The organism is Dialister sp. (assembly GCF_036343215.1).
In the GTDB taxonomy this organism is placed as follows: domain Bacteria; phylum Bacillota; class Negativicutes; order Veillonellales; family Dialisteraceae; genus Dialister.
On record NZ_JAZASU010000022.1, the window covers coordinates 1 to 20,777 of the forward strand.

Consider the following 20,777-nt stretch of genomic DNA (forward strand, 5'->3'; position numbering starts at 1 on the left):
GCACCAAAATTAAGTATTCTATACATAGTGACCTCCGTTTGCGTGTAGGTAATTCCCTGTTCGGGATGGGTTTTCGTCGACTTCATTGTACAGGGTGAATCCACGAATGTGCAAACCGGAGGTCACTTCATATTATCTAACTGCTAACGGCTTTATCTGCCGGTGTTTAATTATGAAAAAAGAGCTGCGAAGGATTCCCTCACAGCTCCTTTTTGTCCCGGAGGTTTTATGAAAGTTTTTGAGTGGATACAGGAAAAGGCAAAGAGAACGCTCTCGCGGTTCGGGGCGGCTTCACTCTGGGGCTTTGCCCTTTTTCTGCTGCTTTCTTATCTGAATCTCTGGGAGAAAGACCATATCGACCTGCTGGCTGTTCTCTTTGCCCTGGGGAATGGGGCCCTTTCATCGGTAGTCATAAAAATCTTTCTGGAAATAAGAAATCGGAAAGTGATGCCCCTGATTTACCTCTTCCCCGGGGTCATTTTCTATGGACTTTTCTCTCTCTATCAGGCAAAATCCTACCTCATCCTGGGAGGGCTGGGCCTTGCGGCAGCTTTGACGGGCCTTCTCGTTTTCCTCCTTTCCGCGGAGAAAAAGGGAAAGTCTGCCTTCCCTCCCGTATTTCTGGCGGCTCTGGAATCATCCGGCCTGTCCCTCCTGACGGCGGGGGCTATTTCTCTCTGCATCGCGGCGGTGGATGCCCTTTTATTTCATCTGTCCTGGCGCTGGTGGACTGAGGCTTTCTATTTCGGCTTTTTTGTCGCCGGGTGGAATATGTTCCTCGCGGAAATTCCTGAGGTCCATGAGGAAATCGCCCTGCCGCCCCTGTCCGGCAAAATCCTGACCCGGGTATTTCTCCCACTTTATGGCATTTACCTCCTCATCCTTTACGGGTACCTTGGAAAAATTGCCTGGGCCCTCGAAATGCCCGAGGGCACCATGAACTGGTATGCTTCCATCGCCGTACTGGGCTATGTATTCTTTACCTTCATGCTCTATGGGGAAGATGAAAAAATTTCCCGTCTCATCCGCTGGGGCGGCCTCTTTCTCATTCCCATCGTGGCCGTCCAGCTCTGGGGTGTCTATATCCGCTATACCGCCTATGGTCTCACCACCTGGCGTTACCTTTCCCTCTTCTGCACCTTCTATGGTATCATCGCCATGATTCTGGGCATTCTGGGGAAACCCATCCGCTCTCTGTTTCTCCTTGGATCCCTGCTTTCTCTTCTGCTTACGATGACGCCCATGAATATCATCGATATTCCCGCCAGAGACCAGCAGGCAAGGCTTACGGGGATCCTTGAAAAATACCATATGCTGAAGGATGGGGAAATCCTCTCCGGCAGCGTGGAAGGAAAGGATAGGGAAAGACTGCTCTCCGCTTACCATTATCTGCACTATGACCGTTCAAGAGAAACCGATCCTTTCACCGTTACTATTTCCAATTCCGAAGTATTAAGGGAAATGGCAGAAGAGAGACTGCCGGAGACGGGGGAAGTGAAGGAACTTTCCTATTTCCAGCTCACCGCGCCTATCCGGGAAATATCGGTAGAAGGGTGGAAGCGGCTGATCCCCTTTAAAGGAAAAATCACGGAGGGAAAGCTCACTGTGAAATCGGAAACCGGGGAAGAAACCTTCGATGTGGGATCTTTTATGGAAAAATTCCCCAAAGCAGGGAAGAGACAGTACGCCGAACCGGTCCTCTTTGAGCCCGATGATAATCACCGGATGTATTTCCGGTCCATCAACTTTGAAGCAGGAAAACCGGTCCATGGGGAAGGAATTCTGCTGGAAAAATAAATACTGTGGAAGGGAAAGGATGACTGATTAACGGGAAGCTTTGAATTTGAAGTTATCAGTTCTCAGTTCGCAGTTCTCAGTGAAGGTGGCCCGCCTGAAATCAAAAGCGGGCCTTTTATATTGTTTTTAAATATATAAAAAGGCCGCGCTTCCATTCTGACGCGCGGCCTCATTCACTGATAACTGATAACTGATAACTGATAACTTTTTACTTATGGCCTTTGAAACGTATTTCTAAATACGCCCTGTGTCCCCACAAATTACTTCGTCCCGAAGATTCTGTCCCCTGCGTCTCCGAGACCCGGGAGGATGTATTTCTTTTCATTCAGCTGACGGTCCAGGGCTGCGGTATAAATCGGAACGTCAGGATGGGCTTTATTGACTGCTTCTACCCCTTCCGGAGCAGCTACGAGGCACATGAATTTGATATTCTGTACGCCATGTTCTTTCATCATATCGATGGCAGCTACGGCAGATCCGCCGGTAGCCAGCATGGGATCGAGAAGGATGAAATCGCGATTCATCACATCCGGCAGTTTGCAGTAATATTCAATCGGTTTGGCAGTAACCGGATCCCGGTAAAGTCCGATCACGCCGACACGGGCGGAAGGAACGAGATCCAGGAAACCGTCTACCATGCCGAATCCGGCACGGAGGATGGGGACGATGCCCAGTTTTTTGCCGGCTACCCGTTTGCCGACAGTCTTTTCAAGAGGAGTTTCGATTTCAAAATCTTCCAGCGGAAGGTCCCGGGTCAGTTCATACCCCATGAGCAGGGTGATTTCCTTCAGAAGCGTGCGGAATTCGCCGGAGCTGGTGCCCTTCTGGCGCATAATAGTCAGCTTGTGCTGAATCAGCGGATGATCGATGACATGAATCTGCATAATTGCCTCCCTCGGTTAATGATGATACCTGTTTTGCTGATTTCATTGTAGCACAAATGGGGGGTTCTGTTAGATTAAATTTTATTATTCATTTTGGAAATATAAAACTTGGAGGTAATCGTTCTTCGTTGCTCGTTCTTCGTTGTTCGTGAAGGTGGCGGCCTGATAGCCGCCGAATTTTTATGGGGCATGTGCACAGGCGGGGGAATCCTTTCCGGCCGGTCGTTTTTCTGCCATATATCGATTAAACCGGTATGCGGGCCACAGGCCCGTGCGCGGAGCGCACTATATTTGATTGGCTGGCGCAGCCAGCCATGTCCATAACGAAGAACGAACAACGAATAACGAAGAACGATTTGACAAACCTTCCCGGGACAAGTGTCTCTACCCGTTATCCCCCCAAAAATTTACCATTTCTTTATCTCCCTCCTCACATAAAAATAATGACAACGAGTCACTTTTGTTGTAAAATGGAAGTACTGAATCATGATAAACTGGGTTTAGAAGGCCCTTTGATTTAGAAAAGAGGACAACTATGAAACATAGTAAAATCACCGCGCTGCTGTGCGCCCTGGCTATTGCCGGCACCGGAGTTTCCTCTGTATTTGCAGAAGAAGCAAAAACTCCAACAGAAGCGGAATTAGCAGCCACTGTCATGGGAACGGAAGCTCCAAAGACAGAAACGGCTCCGGAAGCGAATTATACGGACGCCCTGCTGAAGGGCCTTTCCCTGACCCTCCCGGACGTACAGAAATCCGTGGACGAAGGGACTTTCAAAAACCTTTCTCCGGAAGCGCCGAAACCGATTCCCGAACCGGAACCCATTCCCGAACCGGAACCTGAGCCCGAACCCATTCCCGAACCTGAGCCTGAGCCCGAACCTGCACCGAAGCCGAAGTACATGGCGGACCAGGGCGAAACGGCCAATGAACTCAATACCGACGGCACCTATGACGGCATGACCTATATTTCCGAAAAAGACAATGAAAATGCCCTCCGCGTCACCCTGGCGTATATCGATGCCAAGGACGATACGATTACGAAATCCGGAAATGTAGATGATCTCGCAAATTCCGATCTCTATGGCAAAAATGCGGCCCTCCTCGTTTCCCACGGCGGTCACGGCGCTTTTGCAAATACTAAAATTTCCACCACCGGCATCGGATCCGTGGGCGCTTACGGTTACAGCAAGGGAACCTACATCAATCTGACCGATTCTGCCGTAGATACCACCGGAAATAATTCCCCGGCTCTGGAACTGACCGAAAGAGCCATGATGAAACTGTCCAATACGAATGTAACCACTTCCGGTCATGCATCCCCGGCAATCAGGATTGGAAATAAAGGCGGCATTCTTCTGGCGGAAAACAGCCATTTCACCACCACCGGACAGGATTCTCACGGCGTATACACCCTGGGCGATGTAACGATTACCAATGGCTCCGTGAATGCGCAGCAGACTAAAGCAGCTGTCATCAGAAACAACAATACCCTTTCCCTGGAAAGCTCTACCCTCGAAGGAAATGAAACGGGTTCCGTATTCTATAACATCGTCCTCTGCGCTGATGAAAATGCCATCGGCACCATGGGCACCCAGCAGTTCAATGCCACTGATTCTACCCTGATTTCCCATAAAGGCGGCATGTTCTATGTCACCGGAACCCACGGCAGAATCACCCTGATCAATACCACCATCCAGCAGGATCCGGATCTTCCGGTATTTACAGTCACCGGAAATGACGGGACTTATGGCTGGAATGAAGCGGGCAGCAATGGCGGCCATCTCCAGCTGATTCTCCAGAAACAGAATCTCACAGGAAATATCCTTGTAGACTCTATTTCCAACGTGAATATGAATATCACGGAAGCTTCCACCTGGACCGGCGCGATCCATATCGTTCCGAATGCAGAAGGCGGAGCTGCCTATGCCACCAATGCGGATATTTTCGTATCCGAAGGATCTACCTGGAACCTCACCGAAGACAGCGAAATCACGACGATTAATAATCTGGGCACCATCAATTACAATGGACACAAGATTACCCTCGCCGATGGAACCGTCATGCAGGGATAATTCCTTACGAAATAAAAGCAGGTCTCTCATCTCGAGAGGCCTGTTTTTGTTTTAGCAGTTAGCCGTTAGCCGTTAGCCTTTAGTAGGATCCCATCCGTGCCGGGGAATGGGTAATGGGTAATGGCGAATGGCGAATGGCTGAATCTCGGAAGGAAACGGATTTGTGGAAGAACTGTACATTGGGGTTAATAGTTAATGGGTCCGCAGACTTGGGGTTGAAAGGAAACGGTATTGCGGAAACTGTACATTGGGGTTAATGGGGTTGACTGACAGACGGTCCCCGGGAAAAATGAGAAAATCGGAAAGCAGTCAGGCCCCCCGAAGTTCGGGGGGCTGTCGCCAAAGGCGACTGGGGGGCTGTACTATCGTACAAGTCGAAATTTGGGAGCCGAAGGCAAAACTAAAAAACTTGCGGCCAAAGGCCGCCACCTTCACGGGCCACGGACCACGGACCACGAATCACGATAAGCTCCATGTGATGCTATCCGCTAACCGCGGATTGCTGACACCAGCTCACAAAACTATGTTCCCTATATCCAATCCCCACCAATTGTGATATAGTGAAACATATGCACAGGGCGAAACCCTTATTATATAGAAAAGAAAAATGAGAAAGGCGGAGTTCGATGAATATTATTGATGAACTGAAATGGCGTGGCGCTGTCAATCAGCAGACGGACGAGGAAGGATTGTACAAACTGGTGGGGGAGAAATCCATTTCCCTTTACTGCGGTATTGATCCGACCGGGGACAGCATGCACATCGGTCATCTGATTCCATTTATGATCCTGAAACGTTTCCAGCTGGCCGGCCATCATCCGGTCATCGTTATCGGCGGGGGTACAGGTTCCATCGGTGATCCTTCCGGACGGAAAACCGAAAGAGTCCTCCAGACCATGGATGTCATCAGGCACAATGCGGAATGCCTGACAAACCAGATGAAGAAACTTTTCGGCGAAGACGGTTTCACCATGGTGAACAACTATGACTGGCTGTCCAAAATTTCCCTCCTCGATTTCCTTCGCGATTATGGCAAACTTTTCAATATCAATACCATGCTGGCCAAGGAAGTGGTGGCTTCCCGCCTGGATACGGGCATTTCCTTCACCGAATTTACCTATCAGATCCTTCAGTCCATCGATTTCAAGATGCTCTATGATCATTACAATGTGCAGCTCCAGATCGGCGGGGCAGATCAGTGGGGAAATATTACGAACGGCGTAGACCTTCTCCGCAAGACGGAAGACGTCCATGATGCCTTCGGTCTCACCATTCCGCTCATGCTGAAAGCGGACGGCACGAAATTCGGCAAAACTGCCGGCGGTGCCGTATGGCTCGATCCGAAGAAGACTTCTCCCTACGAATTCTATCAGTTCTGGTTCAATCAGGATGACCGGGATGTAGTGAAATACCTGAAATACTTCACCTTCCTCTCCCACGAAGAAATCAATGAGCTCGAAAAAGAAGTGGCAGACCATCCGGAACACAGAAATGCCCAGAGAAAACTGGCTGAAGAAGTCACCCGCTTCGTTCATGGCGAATCCGGCCTTGCCCAGGCGCAGAAAGTCACCGAAGCCCTCTTCTCCGGCAACATCCAGGAACTGTCCGGCGAAGAAATCGAAGGCGCTTTCAGAAATACAAAGGGCGGCGAAGTCCATGAAACTCCCATCAATATCGTGGAAGCCCTCGTCCAGTCCGGTGTGGAAAAATCCAAACGCCAGGCCAGAGAAGACGTCAAAAACGGAGCCATCCGCGTCAACGGAATCCAGGTCAAAGATATCGAAGCCAATGTATCCGCTCATCCGAACACCGACGGGAAATTCATCATTATCCGTAAGGGCAAGAAGAACTATTTCTCCATTGCTGTGAAAGCCTGAGTGATTAGCGGTTAGCCGTTAGCCGTTAGCAGTTAGTAAAAAATATAGTTCCTTTGGGACACAATTTCAAATAAAAGCCTGCGGCAGGCAATCCCCCGCAGGCTTTTTGTGTGGAAGCGATGAGATCACGGGCTTTTACCCCGCCTGTGCAGAGTCCCCATAAAAACTCATGCCGCGAAAGCGGCGCACCTTCCCGACAGCCCCGATACTCCCGAAACGAATCCCGACATCCCCGATTCAAAAGCTTTTTCATTAGAAAGTCCGCCTTTTATCTCAATTTCCGGGTTCTTTATTTCTAGTATTTCCAAAACATGCTATACTAAAAAGAATAACTTAAATCATAGAAAAGGAGAAGAACCATGAAATTTGCTTTCAATCACAACAATTTCAACGTGCTCGATTTACAGAAGAGCATCGCTTTCTATGAAGAAGCTCTGGGACTCAAAGTGGTAGGTGAGTACAAAGCTCCGGACGGCTCCTTTATCCTTGCCTACCTGGGCGACGGGGAAACGAAACACCGGCTGGAACTGACCTGGCTTCGGGACCGGAAAGAACCTTACAACCTGGGGGACAATGAATTCCATCTGGCCTTCGACGTGGACGATATGGAAAAAGCCCATGAGAAGCATCAGGAAATGGGCTGCATCTGCTATGAAAATCCGGCCATGGGCATTTATTTCATCCTTGACCCGGACGGCTACTGGATTGAAATCATCCCGGGAGGCAAATGATGGATCCTATCTTTGCAAGAACTGCAAGAATCATCGGTGAAGAAGGCGTCGATTTTCTTTCCACCAGAACAGTAGCCGTTTTCGGAATCGGCGGCGTCGGCTCCTATGCGGCAGAAGCTTTGGTCCGCGCAGGAATCGGTCATCTCATTTTCATCGATAAAGATGAAGTGGAAGATTCGAACCTGAATCGCCAGCTTGTGGCCGACCGGACCACCATTGGAAGAAATAAGGCAGAAATCATGGTGGAAAGGGCACACCGGGTGAATCCCGCCTGTGATGCGAAGGCGTATCCTGTATATTACAAGGCAGGAGATGAAGATTTCATCATCAATCTCCATGCAGACTATATCATCGACGCCATCGATGACGTACCGGCCAAAGTTTCCATTGCCGAAATCTGCTATAAACTGAAAATTCCGCTCATCTCCTCCATGGGCACGGGCAATCGTCTCCGCCCGGAAATGCTCCAGATTGCCGATATCAATAAGACTTCCGTCTGCCACCTGGCAAGGAAGATGAGAAAAGAACTGAAAGACCGGAGAGTCCGCCATTTGACCGTGGTGTACTCCAAAGAACTTCCTCATAAACCAATCGGTGAAGGTCATGCTCCCGGCTCGAGTTCTTTCGTGCCCCCTGTTTCGGGCATGATGATGGCAGGCTACGTCGTACGAAGCCTCCTCAAAGAGAAAAATATTACCTGATATTTTTGTTTCCGAAAGAAAGGAAATCAAAATGGCAGAAATCCTTCATCCCGACTGGATCACAGTCAAAGACAACGGAATAGACCATGCCGGCTACGACCAGGAATGGTATCCCCAGAAAAGACAGAAACTGGCCGGCTGCGGACCTACGGCAGGCAGCATGATGGCTGCCTATGTGGAAAGAAAACAGCAGGGAAAAATCGTCGCCACCCGGGATGAAGCCCTCCAGGTCATGCTGGAAATATGGAAATACGCCACTCCCCGGATGCACGGCCTCTATAAGACAAGATGGCTCAAAGAAGGCCTCACGGAATACATGAAAGAAAGAGGACTCAAAGGAAAGGTAGAAGCCCTTTCCATCCCCTCCATCCGCCTCCTGGCCCCGAAACTTCCCAAAGTTTCCGCCTTCATCACAGAAGGTTTGGAAGCCGACTGCCCCATGGGATTCCTGAATCTCCATTCCGGAGACGAACCCATTCCCTACCACTGGCACTGGATGCCCCTCGTGAAAATCGAAGAAAAAGAAGGGGAATACTACTGCACCCTCTGGGACGAAGGAAAACCCCACGTCTTCAACCTGGGCAGCTGGCTGGCAAAGACGAAATTCGGGGGAGGGTTTGTACGGATTATTGGATCATGAAAAATGATTGGGATTCATCAGAGCTGTTCGTTCTTCGTTATTCGTTCTTCGTTGTTCGTGAAGGTGGCGCCTTGAAATCATAGAGGCGCCATTTTTTATATGGGAAATACACGATGAAATGACTTTTGAATCGGGGTTGTCGGGGTTAGTTTCGGGGGTATCGGGATTGTCGGGAAGGTGGCGGCCTTTGGCCGCAAGTTTTAGATTTTAAAACCATAAAACCGGCCCTTCGGGCCGTGGAACTCATGCCAGCCTCGCTTCGCTCGGGAAGGGAAGCGGCTCACTTCGTTCGCCGCTCCTGAAATACGACGTGGGAGGGTACAGAATGTTTCTTTTGCGTGAAATTTAACATTGAAAACAGCCCGCGTCAGAAAGTGAAGTGGGCCATTTATATTGCAGTTTTCAGATGGGAAATTAGAGAAAATAAATAGGATGGAAAGGGAGTTTATTAAATTTCATAAGGGAAATCGGGGCTGATGGAATAGGGAATGCCGGCTTTGCTTAAAGCACGGGCTATACTTTGCGTGTTTATTGCGAGGTCGCAGGAACTCCATGTCCCGGTCTGCAGATATTTCTTTGTTTGCAGGTAATTGCAATGAAAAATGCGGGATGCAGCCCGGATCATATCGAGAGACGGATTCTCGACTGGAGCCGGTTTTATCGTATATTTTGCAGTATCAAGCTTAATTGGTGGCATATAGGTCGTTACGACGCCCCAGTTACAAACGGGGCACATCCAGCCACAAGTCGAATCTTTCTGGAAATAGACCATTTCCGCTCCGCACCTGTCGCATCTCATGATGTCATCCTCTTTATTATCCATAAAAGCAAGCCTTTCAAACAAAATCAGTATATCCAGATATCCTCATCAGTGATTTCATCAAACATCTCTTTAACGGTATAACCGTCTCTGGAAACCGCGAGAATATCCCCCGGCTTCTCTACTTCCGTTGTTTCCTTGTAAAATTCGCAGAAGGATAAGACATATTTCCCATCAAGAGTCCCTTGGGTTATAGAGTATTCTTTTCCATGAAAATTAAATTCAATCTCATGACCGTGATCCAGATAATCAATCAACTCTTCCGTAGTCATCTCATGATTCATCCTTTCACTTTATAAATCTTCCGGGAACTATCTATATCTATGTTACCACGATGTTTCCCTGAAAGTCATCCAGATTGTTGAAGGAATCTGACAATTGATACCTGTTATCCCCAATGTACAGCTTTTCCTCCCGAATGGCCATACAGCCATCGAACCCATTAACTATTAACCCCAATGTACAGTTTTTCATTTTGACTGGCCCGGCAGCCATTGAAAGATAAAACCCATTAACCCCAATGTACAGTATTTCCACCTGACTGGTCGCACAGCCATTAACCCTTAAAACGATTAACCTCTATGTCCAGTATTTCCGCCTGATTGGCCACATGGTTATTAAACCTTAAACCCATTCCCCAATGTACAGTTCTTCATCCTGAATTGACATGCAGCCATCACCTATTACTCATTAGCCATAGCCATCTTCTCTTTCCCGTTTCCCCGTCCTGTTTCTAATCTCTGCGAACTTCAAACTTCGAACTGATAACTAAATAGACAAAAAGTCAAAAAATATATTAGCACTCACTTGACATGAGTGCTAATTGTGATATAATGATAATCGTAAGGAAGATAAGTAAGACTTCCAGAGAAAATGAATTTTGAAAAGAGGTACTATATATGAGAAGCTTAATTCCATTTGAAGGACTTTTTGGTGATACTGTGTTGGACGATTTCTTTAACAATGCCCCTGTCGGCTACCAGGAATACAAAGGCCTGCCGAAGGTGGATATCGAGGATTTCAAGGATCGCTATGAAGTGACCTGCGATATGCCGGGGTTCAAGAAGGACGAAGTCCATGTAACCTATGAAAACGGTGTCCTTTCCATTTCCGCAAAGAAATCCACGGAAGATGATGGAAAAGAACACAATTACATCCGTCGTGAAAGAATGACCACCACCTTCCAGCGCCAGTTCGCTGTGAAAGATATCGAAGAGACCCAGATTTCCGCAGCCCTTACTGATGGTGTCCTCACCATCAAACTGCCGAAGAAGGATCTCACCATTGCCAAAGCCGCTCATCACATCGAGATCGGCTGAATCCATGGGTTTTCCCATGTTCATCTGATACCCTCTCCCCTCGGGCGGCCCTGCCGCCCACAACAATCAGTCTTTAAGACTTGATCCAATATATAATTTTCCTTCCTGCGCGAAAGCCCTGCCATCCGGCAGGGTTTTCGTGGTATCAGGGACATGATAAAATAAAACAAGAGGGTTTTCATGGAGGATTTTTATGAAAAAAGCATTGCTCATTACAATTCTGACAGCATCCCTTACCATTCCGCCGGCTGTGCCTTCCTATACCGTAGAGGCCTTTGGCGGATCATCCATTCTGGGCAGTATTTTCAAAAAAGCCATCAGCCATTCCCGAAAAAGCAGCTCCAAAGACAAGCAAACCACCAGTTCCGGCAGCAAAAAGCAGAAATATAAAAACGCCATGGGCGTCCTGCAGAATCTCCAGTGGGTAGGAGTGACGAAAAGCTCCGGCGGTGAAACCTGTTTCGACCAGGATACCATGAATGACCGGCTGGTCAAAGGGGAGCGGAGAGTCACGGCTACTATGAAAAATGAATTTACAAAAGCCGGGGCAAAGGCGGTCTCAAAAGATTCAGACGGTGAAATTGATGATGATGATGTGGCCTACAGCCTTTTCCTGGTGGACTTTGGAGAAAAAGACTGCTTCCTGGCCAGCCATGTGACTTACTATGATAAAAAAGGAAATAAACTGATCGAACGGACGGCAAAAGAGGCCTATGTGGACGTCACCAGTATGGATTACGGCAAACCCTATACCGAAGGCAGCATGGTAAAAACCATCAAAGAACGGATCTTTACTTATGCGGACCGGGTAAAATCGGAAGAAGAACAGCATGCGAAAGAACAGGCCGAGGCAGACGGAGTGAAATCGTGATCCGTGGACCGTGGACCGTGATCCGTGAAGGTGCGGCGCAAATTCATAGGCGCCGCATTTTATATTGGGAAACATAAGGTGAAACGGCTTTTGAATCGGGGATGTCGGGATTCCCGGGGGTATCGGGATGATCGGGAAGGTGGCGGCCTGATGGCCGCTGAGTATTTATGGGGTATGTAGACAGGCGAGTGTGAAATACCCGTACCCGTCGAAAAGTTCAGGGCTCCCCGGGCCTGGGGAGCTGGGCGGAGCGGACTGAGGGGTCGTACTACAGTTTCAGGTCGCAAATTAGTGAAAAGGTAAAAGCGTTATGTCTCCGAATAGTCATTTCCGACAAAAGGACATAGTATTTCCTCTTGAAAACAGGGAATGGATTTTTCCCCTCTGATCATACATTGATCCTTTGTACGGGAACTGAGAACTGATAACTTTTGAGGTTCCCCCTTTGCCAATTTCCTTTCATCTCATGTATAATAAATTTATAAACTGACTGTTATTCAAAAGGAGGAAATCTATGCTTAAGAAACTGGCCTGCGCAGCTCTTCTCGCTGCCGCTCTTCCCTGCGTGGCTATGGCCGCAAAACCGGTGAATTCGGAGAAAATGGTGAATGATTATGACCGGTTCTATGTGGTTTATGTGGATGATGATGAAAGGATTTATGCGGATAATGATACCATCGCAAGAGATCCGGTCTCTGCGGGTATGCTCCCGGTCATTCGCTGCACTCTCTATGCGGAAGTGTATAAAGATCCCCTGACTTATCCGGATTATGGAAATAAACAGATGGTGGACCACATCCTCCAGCTGGACTGTGCCGTAGGTGCAGACCAGATTGGACAGGACATCAAGTACAAGATCCTGAATAAAGTCGTAGGTGCTTACAGCCCTGACGGCAAACCCCTTCCTGCTTATAATGGAAACCATAAGGATACAGCCGACGAAGCAGAAGAAATCTATATGTCCCTCTACAGAGTTTCCCAGAATATCGGCTGGTGATTCTTTCAGCCAAAAGTCAATCCGGGCCTGTACTTTCCGGTGTTTTCACCGGATGGTGCAGGCCTTATGCATATAAAAATCGCCGGGGCAGAGGCGTATCTTTATGGGCCGCGTTTTGCACAATGGTAAAAATCGAAATTTTTTCTCTGTATCCTGTTTCAAAAATCAGTCGCATTATTGAATGGAAAGTATTATAATAAAGAAACAAAGTGAAAACGAATTTTTCGAGCGATGAAGCCGAGTCCTGATGGACCGGCTTTTTTTATCTTTTTCCGGAATTTCTCTACCAGGGGGTTATGCTATGCAGCTTTATATAGCGGGAGGCTGTGGAGATGAAGGCAGGAACTGCTTCTATGTGGAAGGGGACAGGCATGCCTTTTTCCTGGATGCCGGCTCTTCTACGGACGGACTGGACCGGTTGCCGGATGTTTCTCCCGAGCAGATCCGCAGCGCAGAATACCTTTTCATCAGCCATTCCCATAAAGATCATACCGGGGCCATCGAATACCTCATCAAGCATGGTTTTGACGGACCGGTGCTCATGAGCAATCAGACCTACCGCCAGCTTTCCTACAAACCGGAAAATACGATGATCCTGGATTCCACGGCCCCTGAACTGGAGCTGGAGCCGGGATTTTCCGTGCACTGGGGGAGGACCGGTCATTGTGCCGGGGCGGTATGGTTCCAGATCACCATGGAAGGCAGGACCATTTTCTATTCCGGCGATTATCGGGAAAATGATACCTTCTACCGCTGTGACCGGGTAAGAAATATGGAAGCCGACATGGCTATCATCGATGCGGCCTACAGTTTGAAGGAAAGAGGGGCAGACCTTCGAAGACGGGTGGCAGAGAAGGCCAGAGAACTCCTGTCCTCCGGGGGCTCCCTCCTTATGCCGGTGCCCCATTATGGCAGGGGCCTTTCCATGGGCTACTATTTCTACCAGCTTTTCAAAAATGAACATCCCATCTACATGGATGAAAAAGTCTATGACAACTGGATCCGGCTGGGACACAGGAAATATTTCGTCCATGATGAAATCACGGAGCAGCCCTACGCCATTTTCCGGGAATGGGACAAGAAGACCATCGAAAAAGGAAATATTTATTTCCTCGCCGATGCCCAGCTGGCCCGGGCGTCCAGCAGGAAACTCATCGAAAATCACGAAGATATGGCCGTGCTCCTCACAGGAAGCATTCACGGCTATGGCCGGGCGAAAGAATTCTTCTCCTCCGGCCGCGCGCAGTTTGCCCTCTGGCCGAACCACCTTTCCTGGCAGGAAATGGAGGATCTTCAGCTCAGAAACAAATTCGGAAGGGTACAGCCCTTCCACAATCGTGACGTGAAACCTGAATCGGATACGATTGTTTTCTGATCTTCTGATAAAGATGCCGTACTGGTCAATCTTTTTTAAAAACTTTATGGAAATAGTTATCAGTTATCAGTTCTTAATTCGCAGTGAAAGTGGGCCCGCAAAAAATTGGATGGCGGGCCATTTTCTTATAGATGGTTTTAAAAAAATCAGTCAATTGATAAGGCCGCCTCTTTACTTTCAGGCGGCCACCACCACTGAGAACTGATAACTAATAACTGATAACTTTCAATGATACCCATCCATCTCCACAGAGGGATTAATTTTTTACAACCAAAGTTTATGGTATAATATATATGGAAATCATTCCCCGTATTTGAGCGAAAGGTGGGGGTTTTATGTTAACGTACAAGAAAATTCTGGTGCCCTATGATGGCTCCGAACACGCGAAAAAAGCGCTGGCCCAGGCCGTAGGTATCGCCTCAGCCGGAAAAGATGCCAAACTTTTCATCGCATCCGTATGCAATATGGTTTCCGCCATGAGCAATTTTGATCAGGTATCCATTGCGGAAGGAGTCTTGACCACAAAACTCTCGGAAGACCTGGAAGAACAGTGCAAGAGCGACCTGAAAGAAGCAGCTTCCGCCATGCCGGAAGGAATCGAACATGAAGAAATTTACGAAGTAGGCTCCCCGGGACCGGTGCTCCTCAATATGGCTGAAGAACACGGCATCGATCTCATCGTCATGGGAAGCCGGGGACTTGGACCCCTGAAAGGCATCTTCATGGGCTCCGTATCCAGTTACCTCGTAAGCCGGGCAAAATGTCCCGTACTGATTGTGAAATAGTTTTTTGGGGAACCGATTGTGGGAACAGTCGGTTCTTTTCTTTTGCGCTGATCGTGATTCGTGGCCCGTGGTCCGTGATCCGTGAAGGTGTGCCGCTGATGCGGCACAGGTTTTTATGGGGAATGTACACAGGCGGGGTGAAATGCCCGTATATGTCGAAATGATACAAAAGTTATGCGGTAAGGCTTCCCCCCGGGGAAGCTGGCCCGAAGGGCCTGAAAGGGCAGGGGATACATTTCCGTTGGACAAAGTCCGCCTGATACTGACGGACAGGTTGATTGATGCTTACCCTGCACTACACATTCAAGCCGAAAATGAGGAAATTCATTGGTATGATACAGGGCGCAACCTTCCCAAGCTTGGGAAGGTGCCTGCGTAGCAGGCGGATAGGTTGTTCAATCAAACAAGGTACATATGAGGCTAAATGTCGAAAGGTACCTTGGGACAAAAGACACTATCGGTACGCGAAAAGGCTCCCCTCGAGAGGGGAGCTCCCGCAAAGCGGGTGAGGGGACGAATGTCCGCGCACTATCGGTAAGCATGGGAGCAAAAATAAAGTTTATCACAGAGATCCTCTGCTGCATCCATATCGACTGAAATTCTGAATGTTTGCTGTCACTCCTGCCTGGAAACGGTTCTACATGTTCGCTGCCCCCCGTGCTGCGGAGCCCCTTCTCGAAATGGCCTCACGAATACGGATATCTTTACTGATCCCGGATACCTTTCATCAGCTAGTCCCATATGTGCCCGAAGGGCCTGTAAGGGCAGGAATGAAATCTTTTCGAAAGGATTTCCACAGGTCTGTGCAAAGTCTCATATAAAATCGTGCCGCATCAGCGGCACACCTTCCCGATAACCCCGAGATTCCCGATACCCCCGACACAAAAGCTTTCCGGTATAGAAGTTTCCCTTTCAATTTCAGTTTCTCTCAAAAACAAAATATAGCTTTTTCCCTCCCCATTGTATAGAATAATAAGAGAAAAATAAGATTCAATTTCAGCGCTTTATCTATGAATGAAATACTGAAGGATGAAAGGGGAAAATAAAAAAGTGCGCGCCATATGAATTGATGCGCGCCACCGCCCCGCAATCCGAAATCCGAAGTCCCAAATCCGAATTCTCCTACGTCAGGCAGCAGGTTTGGGAATACAATTAAGAATGATACTACAACAGGATGTGATACCATGTCGAATCGTCGATGGCTGAAGGAGGAAATACCCCGCTGGGTGGATGACGGGGTGATTTCCGAGGAGACGGGAAAGAAGATTATTTCCCGTTACAAAGGCGTCAATATTGCGGCTTACAAGGAAGCCTTTTTTATTCTGGCCATAGTCTGCATCATCGGAGGGATTTTCTTCCTCTGTGCGAGCCTCTGGGCCGGGCTTACCCAGGATGAAAGGTTCCTTCTGGGTGCCATTCCCATGCTGATTTCCTTCCTTATTATGCTTGCCGTAGTTTTGTCAGATGAAAAAATTCCGGATCCCATCCCGCAGGAAGAGGAAAGTGAGCCGGAAGGCGATGAGCTTCTTTCTGATTCGGAAACGCCGAAGCTTCCGAAGAAGAAGAAAATCACCTACCATCACAAAATCCCTGTCTTCATCCGGGAAGCGGCAGCCATTTTCCATGGCATCTGCATGCTGGGCGGATTCTGGGTGGTTTCGGATTCTTTCAAACTGACTACCGATGCGTACAGCGGCCTTGCCCTGACAGGACTTCTTCTTTTCCTCCTGACTCTTGTGACCCGCTCGGCGGGCATGGGAATTCTGTACATGCTGGTTTCAGTGGGGCTTTTCTATGCGGATCCCCTGCGGAGCTGGCCCAGCCTTCTTGCCTGGCTTTACATGTTCCTGGCCCTCGGTTTCCTGGGCTTTATGCTGAGAGAACACAGGGACCGGGCCGTAGTCTGCTATTCCTGGGTCTGGGCCGTGGGGATTCTTCTCCTCATTTTCTGGTCTGCAGGAAATATGCTGTGGCAGACGATTTTCTTCTCTCTTGCCGCCTCCCTCACCTGGATGGCAGGCACCCTTTTCCGCTCCTACGGTCTGGGGGCCGATGCGCTCCGTTTCTTTGGAGGAATTGCGGTTTTTGCGGTTCTCCTGGAAGGTTCCTACGGGACTGTCTGGGCCGGCATTACGGGAAGTTATGCCCTCTGGTTCCTGTTCCTTTTATTCCTCGCTGCCGACGGAGTCCTTCTGATTCGGATTGCAAAGACAAAAGAATGGCTTTCTGCCCTGGCAGGACTCACGCCATTCATTATGGGACTTTCTGCCCTGATTTCCATTCTGGATGTTTCCGGAGCTCTTCCGGCCATGATTGTTTCCATTTATACGGCCATTCTTGGTGTCGGAGTCATCGGGAGAGGGTTCCAGATGGATCGGCCCATGCAGAGCTGGTGCGGTGTATTTCTTCTGGTTGGCGATGGAGCTATCCGTGTACTGGATTCGGCCCTTTCCTTTGCCCAGCGGGGACTTTTCTTCCTCGCCATCGGCGCGGCAGCTGCCTTTATTTCCTGGATTTTCTACATCACCACGAGGCACAGGAAAAAACCTGCCCGGCCGCGGAAAGTGGAGACGGAAGAGGAGGGTGACAAATGATGCGTAAAAGATTTGCCCTCATCCTTCTTGCCATTGTTTTTGCGCTGGAAGCCGTCACGATTTTCTGGATTCGCGGCGATTATCGTTCTGTTATGCTGGATGGGGCGGAATATGAAGTACCGGCATCCATCGATTTCAAAGGCGATTTCTATGGAAGAAATTACCTTCCTGTCTACATCCCCCTCACCGAAGCGCCCTGGAAAGGTTCGGTCACTCCGGATGTGGGAGAGGAAATCTATCTCTCCTTCGATAAAAATAAGGAAGGACTTCTGGAAATTACCGGCGCTTCCAATCAGAAACCGGGCGGCATGTATATCACGACCCGGGTGATTTCTGAAAATAACGGCATGGTACAGTTCAAATTCCCGGCCAGCCGTCTTTACATGAATCCGGACCAGCTGAAAAAACTGGCGGTGGTGGAACTCTCCGAAAGAGTCCAGGTAAAGAATGAAGAAACAAGAAAAATAGAAACCCGCCAGAAAAATGAACTCACCGCCCTCATCCATATCCGTGACGGACGGGTGGCCATTTCCAAAGTCCTCGCCAGCGGCCAGCCCATCGAGCAGACTTTTACCACTGTAGGCAGAAACCTATCCGTCCGCTACGCCCGGAGCCCCGGAGAAAAAGACCAGTACTATGTGAAAGAAAAGGAAGATAAACCGGAGACTGAGAAGGATACTGAAAAAGAAAATACTAAAAGTGAATAGTTATCAGTTCACAGTTATCAGTTCACAGTTATCAGTTCTCAGTGTCTCACAAAGTGCTGAGGGATCATTATCCATTAACTATTAACAGCTATTACACTTTAATGGAAAAGACTGCTAACTGATAACTGATAACTGCTAACTAAGAACTTCCACATATATGAAATAAAAGCAATTCGGGAGGCTAGATAAAATGTACATTATTCTCATGCGTCACGGGGAGGCGGTTCCCCAGGAAGAAGGAATGACGAATAAGGAAAGGAAACTGACACCGAAAGGCATGCGGCAGGCCAGAAAGACCGCCCGCATCCTCAGCCGTTTCCTGAAAGATAAATCCATCCGCATTTATACCTCTCCCTATACCCGTACCCGGCAGACCGCAGGCATCCTGGCAGAAGAATGCTTTGCCGAGGAAATCCATACGGCCGAAGAACTGCTCCAGCCGAACTGGAAAATCCTCCGGAATCACCTCATCACCGACGGGGCACCCATTGCCCTCGTTTCCCATCATCCCTTCCTCCAGGCCTACCTCCTTTCCACCTGCAGCGCGGCCATCAAATTTGATCTCGCCGGAATCGCAGTCATCGATTATGACCTCACCTGGAATACAGGACGGCTGGTGGGCTACTTCACGAGCGGCCTGAAACAGATGAAAAAGGAGGACAAATGATTCCCGTACTTACTATTGCCGGCTCCGATTCTTCCGGCGGCGCAGGAATCCAGGCAGATCTCAAAACTTTTGCAGCTCTTGGCACCTATGGCATGAGCTGCATCTGTGCTTTAACGGCGCAGAATACAAAAGGGGTCACCCTGGTAGAGAATACTTCCGTAGAAATGGTCCGCGCCCAGCTTACAGCCATTTATGATGACATCCCGCCAAAAGCCGTAAAAACCGGTATGCTTTCCACTCCGGAAATCGTGGAAACCGTAGCCGGTTTCCTGCAATCTTCGGAAAAATCCCCGCTCATTGTAGATCCGGTCATGGTCGCTACCAGCGGCGCCATTTTACTGGAAAAAGAAGCCATCGAAACCTATAAGAAAAAACTGATCCCCCTGGCCACCCTGATTACGCCGAATATCCCTGAAGCGAAAGTCCTCTCCGGCCTTCCCATCGAAAATGCGGAAGACATGAAAAAAGCGGCAGAAAAACTCATGTATTACGGCTGCCGGGCCGTCCTTGTCAAAGGGGGGCATCTGGTAGAAGATGCCAAAGATATCCTCTTTGATGGAAATCAATTTTATTCCTTCGCCGGCGTTCGGGTGGAAACGGAAAATACCCATGGTACCGGCTGCACCCTTTCTTCAGCCATAGCCGCAGAAATGGCCAAAGGCCTGTCCCTTCCCGATGCCGTAAGAGAAGCCAAGAAATATATGGAAGGCGCCATCAGAAAAGCAGCCACAGACTCCGTAGGACACGGACACGGACCGGTGCACCATTTCTGGTTTTATGGAAATAATTGGGGGAAAATCGAATGAACTATCCCTTCTTTGCCCTCATGGCAAGAATGAAATACATCACCCGCTGGGGCCTTATGCGGAATTCTATTTCCGAAAACGATGCCGAACATACCCTCCAGACCGCCATGATCGCTCACTGCCTGGCCGTCATCCGCAAAGATATATTTCATCAGAAAGCAGACCCCGAACGAGCAGCCATGCTGGCCCTCTACCACGATGCCAGCGAAGTTTTCACGGGAGATATGCCTACCCCGGTGAAATATTTCACCAGCGACCTTCACGAACAATACGAAAAAATCGAAAACCGGGCCCGGGAAAAACTCCTCGCCACCCTCCCCGAAGAACTGAAACCCTCCTTTGCCCCCTACGTGGTGGATATGGAAAAAGATGAACTCTGGCCCCTCGCCAAAGCCGCCGATACCCTCTCCGCCTACTTCAAATGCATGGAAGAACTGAGAGATGGAAATACCGAATTCCGCGAAGCCTACCGTTCGATCGGCGAAAAACTCAAAAAACTCCACTACCCCGAAGTAGACTGGTTCATGGACCACTTCGCAGAAAGCTTCTCGAAGACCCTGGATGAACTGAATAGATAGAAGTTAGCAGTTAGCCGTTAGCAGTTAGCCGTTAGATGAAAAATGGGTGCCTTGAAATATTCAGGGCATCCCTTTTTATTGGAAAAACGGGGAGCGGGGTGCGGGAAGGTGTGCCGCTGATGCGGCACGAATTTAGATGGGGAATGTGCTCAGACGAGGTTGAAAAGCCCGTACAAGACGAAACGTTACAGGCTCCCCAGGTTTGGGTAGCTGTCTGCGAAGCAGACTGAGGGGTCGTACTACAGTTTCATGTCGAAAATGAGACCAACTGCCAAAATATACCCGTGCCAGATGAGGAAATCGGTCAGCAAGTGCTCTCCCTCGGGAGAGCTCCCCCAAAGGGGTAAGAGGGCAAGTGAAGTAAAAATCCTGCACTACACATACAAGGCACATATGAGACTAAATGCCAAACCATACTCGTGCCAGATGAGGAAATCGGAAAGAAAGAGCTCCCCGAAGTGCGGGGAGCTCCGCGAATGCGGTGAGGGGATGTCAAGCACCTGCAAGTCGAAAATGACTCTGACGGTTCGCGGGCAGGGTTCGCTGCCTGGCAC

General features: G+C 49.0%; 19 protein-coding genes. 16 read left to right on the top strand and 3 right to left on the bottom strand.

Annotated features, from left to right (window positions below):
- Window positions 1-228: 228 nt before the first annotated feature.
- Window positions 229-1,797, top strand: a complete 1,569-nt coding sequence (locus tag VZT47_RS05350) for a DUF4153 domain-containing protein (RefSeq protein ID WP_330223944.1) — start codon at window positions 229-231, stop codon at window positions 1,795-1,797.
- Window positions 1,798-2,057: 260 nt separating this feature from the next.
- On the opposite strand, the gene upp is transcribed toward VZT47_RS05350, so the two are convergent.
- Window positions 2,058-2,681 carry a uracil phosphoribosyltransferase gene (upp, locus tag VZT47_RS05355; protein WP_330223945.1) on the bottom strand — a complete coding sequence of 208 codons (624 nt, stop codon included), beginning with the start codon at window positions 2,679-2,681 and terminating at the stop codon, window positions 2,058-2,060.
- A 535-nt stretch (window positions 2,682-3,216) separates the two neighbouring features.
- Between upp and VZT47_RS05360 the strand changes: the two genes are divergently transcribed.
- The 5 genes from VZT47_RS05360 to VZT47_RS05380 all read left to right on the top strand — a co-directional run bounded on the left by VZT47_RS05360 (window position 3,217) and on the right by VZT47_RS05380 (window position 8,704).
- Entirely contained in the window at window positions 3,217-4,755 is a 1,539-nt protein-coding gene (locus tag VZT47_RS05360; RefSeq protein WP_330223946.1) for a hypothetical protein, read from the top strand.
- A 626-nt stretch (window positions 4,756-5,381) separates the two neighbouring features.
- Complete coding sequence (gene tyrS, locus VZT47_RS05365; RefSeq protein ID WP_330223947.1) at window positions 5,382-6,632, top strand: tyrosine--tRNA ligase; 1,251 nt, start codon at window positions 5,382-5,384, stop codon at window positions 6,630-6,632.
- A gap of 359 nt (window positions 6,633-6,991) precedes the next feature.
- Entirely contained in the window at window positions 6,992-7,363 is a 372-nt protein-coding gene (locus tag VZT47_RS05370) for a VOC family protein (RefSeq protein ID WP_330223948.1), read from the top strand.
- The gene (locus tag VZT47_RS05375; protein ID WP_330223949.1) at window positions 7,363-8,064 is read left to right on the top strand and encodes a tRNA threonylcarbamoyladenosine dehydratase; all 702 of its coding nucleotides are present in this window, start codon (window positions 7,363-7,365) and stop codon (window positions 8,062-8,064) included. Before VZT47_RS05370 ends, VZT47_RS05375 begins: the two co-directional genes overlap by 1 nt.
- Before the next feature lie 31 nt (window positions 8,065-8,095).
- The gene (locus VZT47_RS05380; protein WP_330223950.1) at window positions 8,096-8,704 is read left to right on the top strand and encodes a hypothetical protein; all 609 of its coding nucleotides are present in this window, start codon (window positions 8,096-8,098) and stop codon (window positions 8,702-8,704) included.
- Between the two features lie 448 nt (window positions 8,705-9,152).
- Here the strand turns inward: VZT47_RS05380 and VZT47_RS05385 are convergent, their stop codons facing one another.
- Window positions 9,153-9,503, bottom strand: coding sequence for a hypothetical protein (locus tag VZT47_RS05385; RefSeq protein ID WP_330223951.1), 351 nt, complete (start codon window positions 9,501-9,503; stop codon window positions 9,153-9,155).
- 47 nt (window positions 9,504-9,550) lie between these two features.
- Complete coding sequence (locus VZT47_RS05390) at window positions 9,551-9,796, bottom strand: hypothetical protein (protein WP_330223952.1); 246 nt, start codon at window positions 9,794-9,796, stop codon at window positions 9,551-9,553.
- A 627-nt stretch (window positions 9,797-10,423) separates the two neighbouring features.
- Between VZT47_RS05390 and VZT47_RS05395 the strand changes: the two genes are divergently transcribed.
- The 10 genes from VZT47_RS05395 to yfbR all read left to right on the top strand — a co-directional run bounded on the left by VZT47_RS05395 (window position 10,424) and on the right by yfbR (window position 20,223).
- On the top strand, window positions 10,424-10,843 hold the full coding sequence (locus VZT47_RS05395) for an Hsp20/alpha crystallin family protein (protein ID WP_330223953.1): 420 nt from the start codon (window positions 10,424-10,426) through the stop codon (window positions 10,841-10,843).
- A 193-nt stretch (window positions 10,844-11,036) separates the two neighbouring features.
- Window positions 11,037-11,714, top strand: coding sequence for a hypothetical protein (locus VZT47_RS05400; protein ID WP_330223954.1), 678 nt, complete (start codon window positions 11,037-11,039; stop codon window positions 11,712-11,714).
- A 514-nt stretch (window positions 11,715-12,228) separates the two neighbouring features.
- Window positions 12,229-12,711, top strand: coding sequence for a hypothetical protein (locus VZT47_RS05405; protein ID WP_330223955.1), 483 nt, complete (start codon window positions 12,229-12,231; stop codon window positions 12,709-12,711).
- A 301-nt stretch (window positions 12,712-13,012) separates the two neighbouring features.
- A complete protein-coding gene (locus tag VZT47_RS05410; protein ID WP_330223956.1) occupies window positions 13,013-14,086 on the top strand; it encodes an MBL fold metallo-hydrolase in 1,074 nt (357 codons plus the stop codon).
- Between the two features lie 335 nt (window positions 14,087-14,421).
- On the top strand, window positions 14,422-14,871 hold the full coding sequence (locus VZT47_RS05415) for a universal stress protein (RefSeq protein WP_330223957.1): 450 nt from the start codon (window positions 14,422-14,424) through the stop codon (window positions 14,869-14,871).
- A gap of 1,184 nt (window positions 14,872-16,055) precedes the next feature.
- Window positions 16,056-17,465: a DUF2157 domain-containing protein gene (locus VZT47_RS05420; protein ID WP_330223958.1), complete on the top strand. Its 1,410-nt coding sequence runs from the start codon at window positions 16,056-16,058 to the stop codon at window positions 17,463-17,465.
- Complete coding sequence (locus VZT47_RS05425; protein ID WP_330223959.1) at window positions 17,462-18,172, top strand: hypothetical protein; 711 nt, start codon at window positions 17,462-17,464, stop codon at window positions 18,170-18,172. Before VZT47_RS05420 ends, VZT47_RS05425 begins: the two co-directional genes overlap by 4 nt.
- Before the next feature lie 190 nt (window positions 18,173-18,362).
- Complete coding sequence (locus VZT47_RS05430; protein WP_330223960.1) at window positions 18,363-18,839, top strand: SixA phosphatase family protein; 477 nt, start codon at window positions 18,363-18,365, stop codon at window positions 18,837-18,839.
- Window positions 18,836-19,645: a bifunctional hydroxymethylpyrimidine kinase/phosphomethylpyrimidine kinase gene (gene thiD / locus VZT47_RS05435; protein ID WP_330223961.1), complete on the top strand. Its 810-nt coding sequence runs from the start codon at window positions 18,836-18,838 to the stop codon at window positions 19,643-19,645. The genes VZT47_RS05430 and thiD overlap by 4 nt, the downstream gene beginning before the upstream one ends.
- Window positions 19,642-20,223 carry a 5'-deoxynucleotidase gene (gene yfbR, locus VZT47_RS05440; RefSeq protein ID WP_330223962.1) on the top strand — a complete coding sequence of 194 codons (582 nt, stop codon included), beginning with the start codon at window positions 19,642-19,644 and terminating at the stop codon, window positions 20,221-20,223. The genes thiD and yfbR overlap by 4 nt, the downstream gene beginning before the upstream one ends.
- The last annotated feature ends 554 nt before the right edge of the window (window positions 20,224-20,777 follow it).

Coding starts and splice junctions, on each gene's coding strand:
- thiD (WP_330223961.1), top strand. CDS start 18,836: ATGATTCCCGTACTTACTATTGCCGGCTCCGATTCTTCCGGCGGCGCA.
- VZT47_RS05400 (WP_330223954.1), top strand. CDS start 11,037: ATGAAAAAAGCATTGCTCATTACAATTCTGACAGCATCCCTTACCATT.
- VZT47_RS05395 (WP_330223953.1), top strand. CDS start 10,424: ATGAGAAGCTTAATTCCATTTGAAGGACTTTTTGGTGATACTGTGTTG.
- VZT47_RS05380 (WP_330223950.1), top strand. CDS start 8,096: ATGGCAGAAATCCTTCATCCCGACTGGATCACAGTCAAAGACAACGGA.
- VZT47_RS05390 (WP_330223952.1), bottom strand. CDS start 9,796: ATGACTACGGAAGAGTTGATTGATTATCTGGATCACGGTCATGAGATT.
- VZT47_RS05370 (WP_330223948.1), top strand. CDS start 6,992: ATGAAATTTGCTTTCAATCACAACAATTTCAACGTGCTCGATTTACAG.
- VZT47_RS05425 (WP_330223959.1), top strand. CDS start 17,462: ATGATGCGTAAAAGATTTGCCCTCATCCTTCTTGCCATTGTTTTTGCG.
- VZT47_RS05350 (WP_330223944.1), top strand. CDS start 229: ATGAAAGTTTTTGAGTGGATACAGGAAAAGGCAAAGAGAACGCTCTCG.
- tyrS (WP_330223947.1), top strand. CDS start 5,382: ATGAATATTATTGATGAACTGAAATGGCGTGGCGCTGTCAATCAGCAG.
- VZT47_RS05360 (WP_330223946.1), top strand. CDS start 3,217: ATGAAACATAGTAAAATCACCGCGCTGCTGTGCGCCCTGGCTATTGCC.
- VZT47_RS05415 (WP_330223957.1), top strand. CDS start 14,422: ATGTTAACGTACAAGAAAATTCTGGTGCCCTATGATGGCTCCGAACAC.
- VZT47_RS05375 (WP_330223949.1), top strand. CDS start 7,363: ATGGATCCTATCTTTGCAAGAACTGCAAGAATCATCGGTGAAGAAGGC.
- upp (WP_330223945.1), bottom strand. CDS start 2,681: ATGCAGATTCATGTCATCGATCATCCGCTGATTCAGCACAAGCTGACT.
- VZT47_RS05405 (WP_330223955.1), top strand. CDS start 12,229: ATGCTTAAGAAACTGGCCTGCGCAGCTCTTCTCGCTGCCGCTCTTCCC.
- VZT47_RS05430 (WP_330223960.1), top strand. CDS start 18,363: ATGTACATTATTCTCATGCGTCACGGGGAGGCGGTTCCCCAGGAAGAA.
- VZT47_RS05385 (WP_330223951.1), bottom strand. CDS start 9,503: ATGAGATGCGACAGGTGCGGAGCGGAAATGGTCTATTTCCAGAAAGAT.
- yfbR (WP_330223962.1), top strand. CDS start 19,642: ATGAACTATCCCTTCTTTGCCCTCATGGCAAGAATGAAATACATCACC.
- VZT47_RS05410 (WP_330223956.1), top strand. CDS start 13,013: ATGCAGCTTTATATAGCGGGAGGCTGTGGAGATGAAGGCAGGAACTGC.
- VZT47_RS05420 (WP_330223958.1), top strand. CDS start 16,056: ATGTCGAATCGTCGATGGCTGAAGGAGGAAATACCCCGCTGGGTGGAT.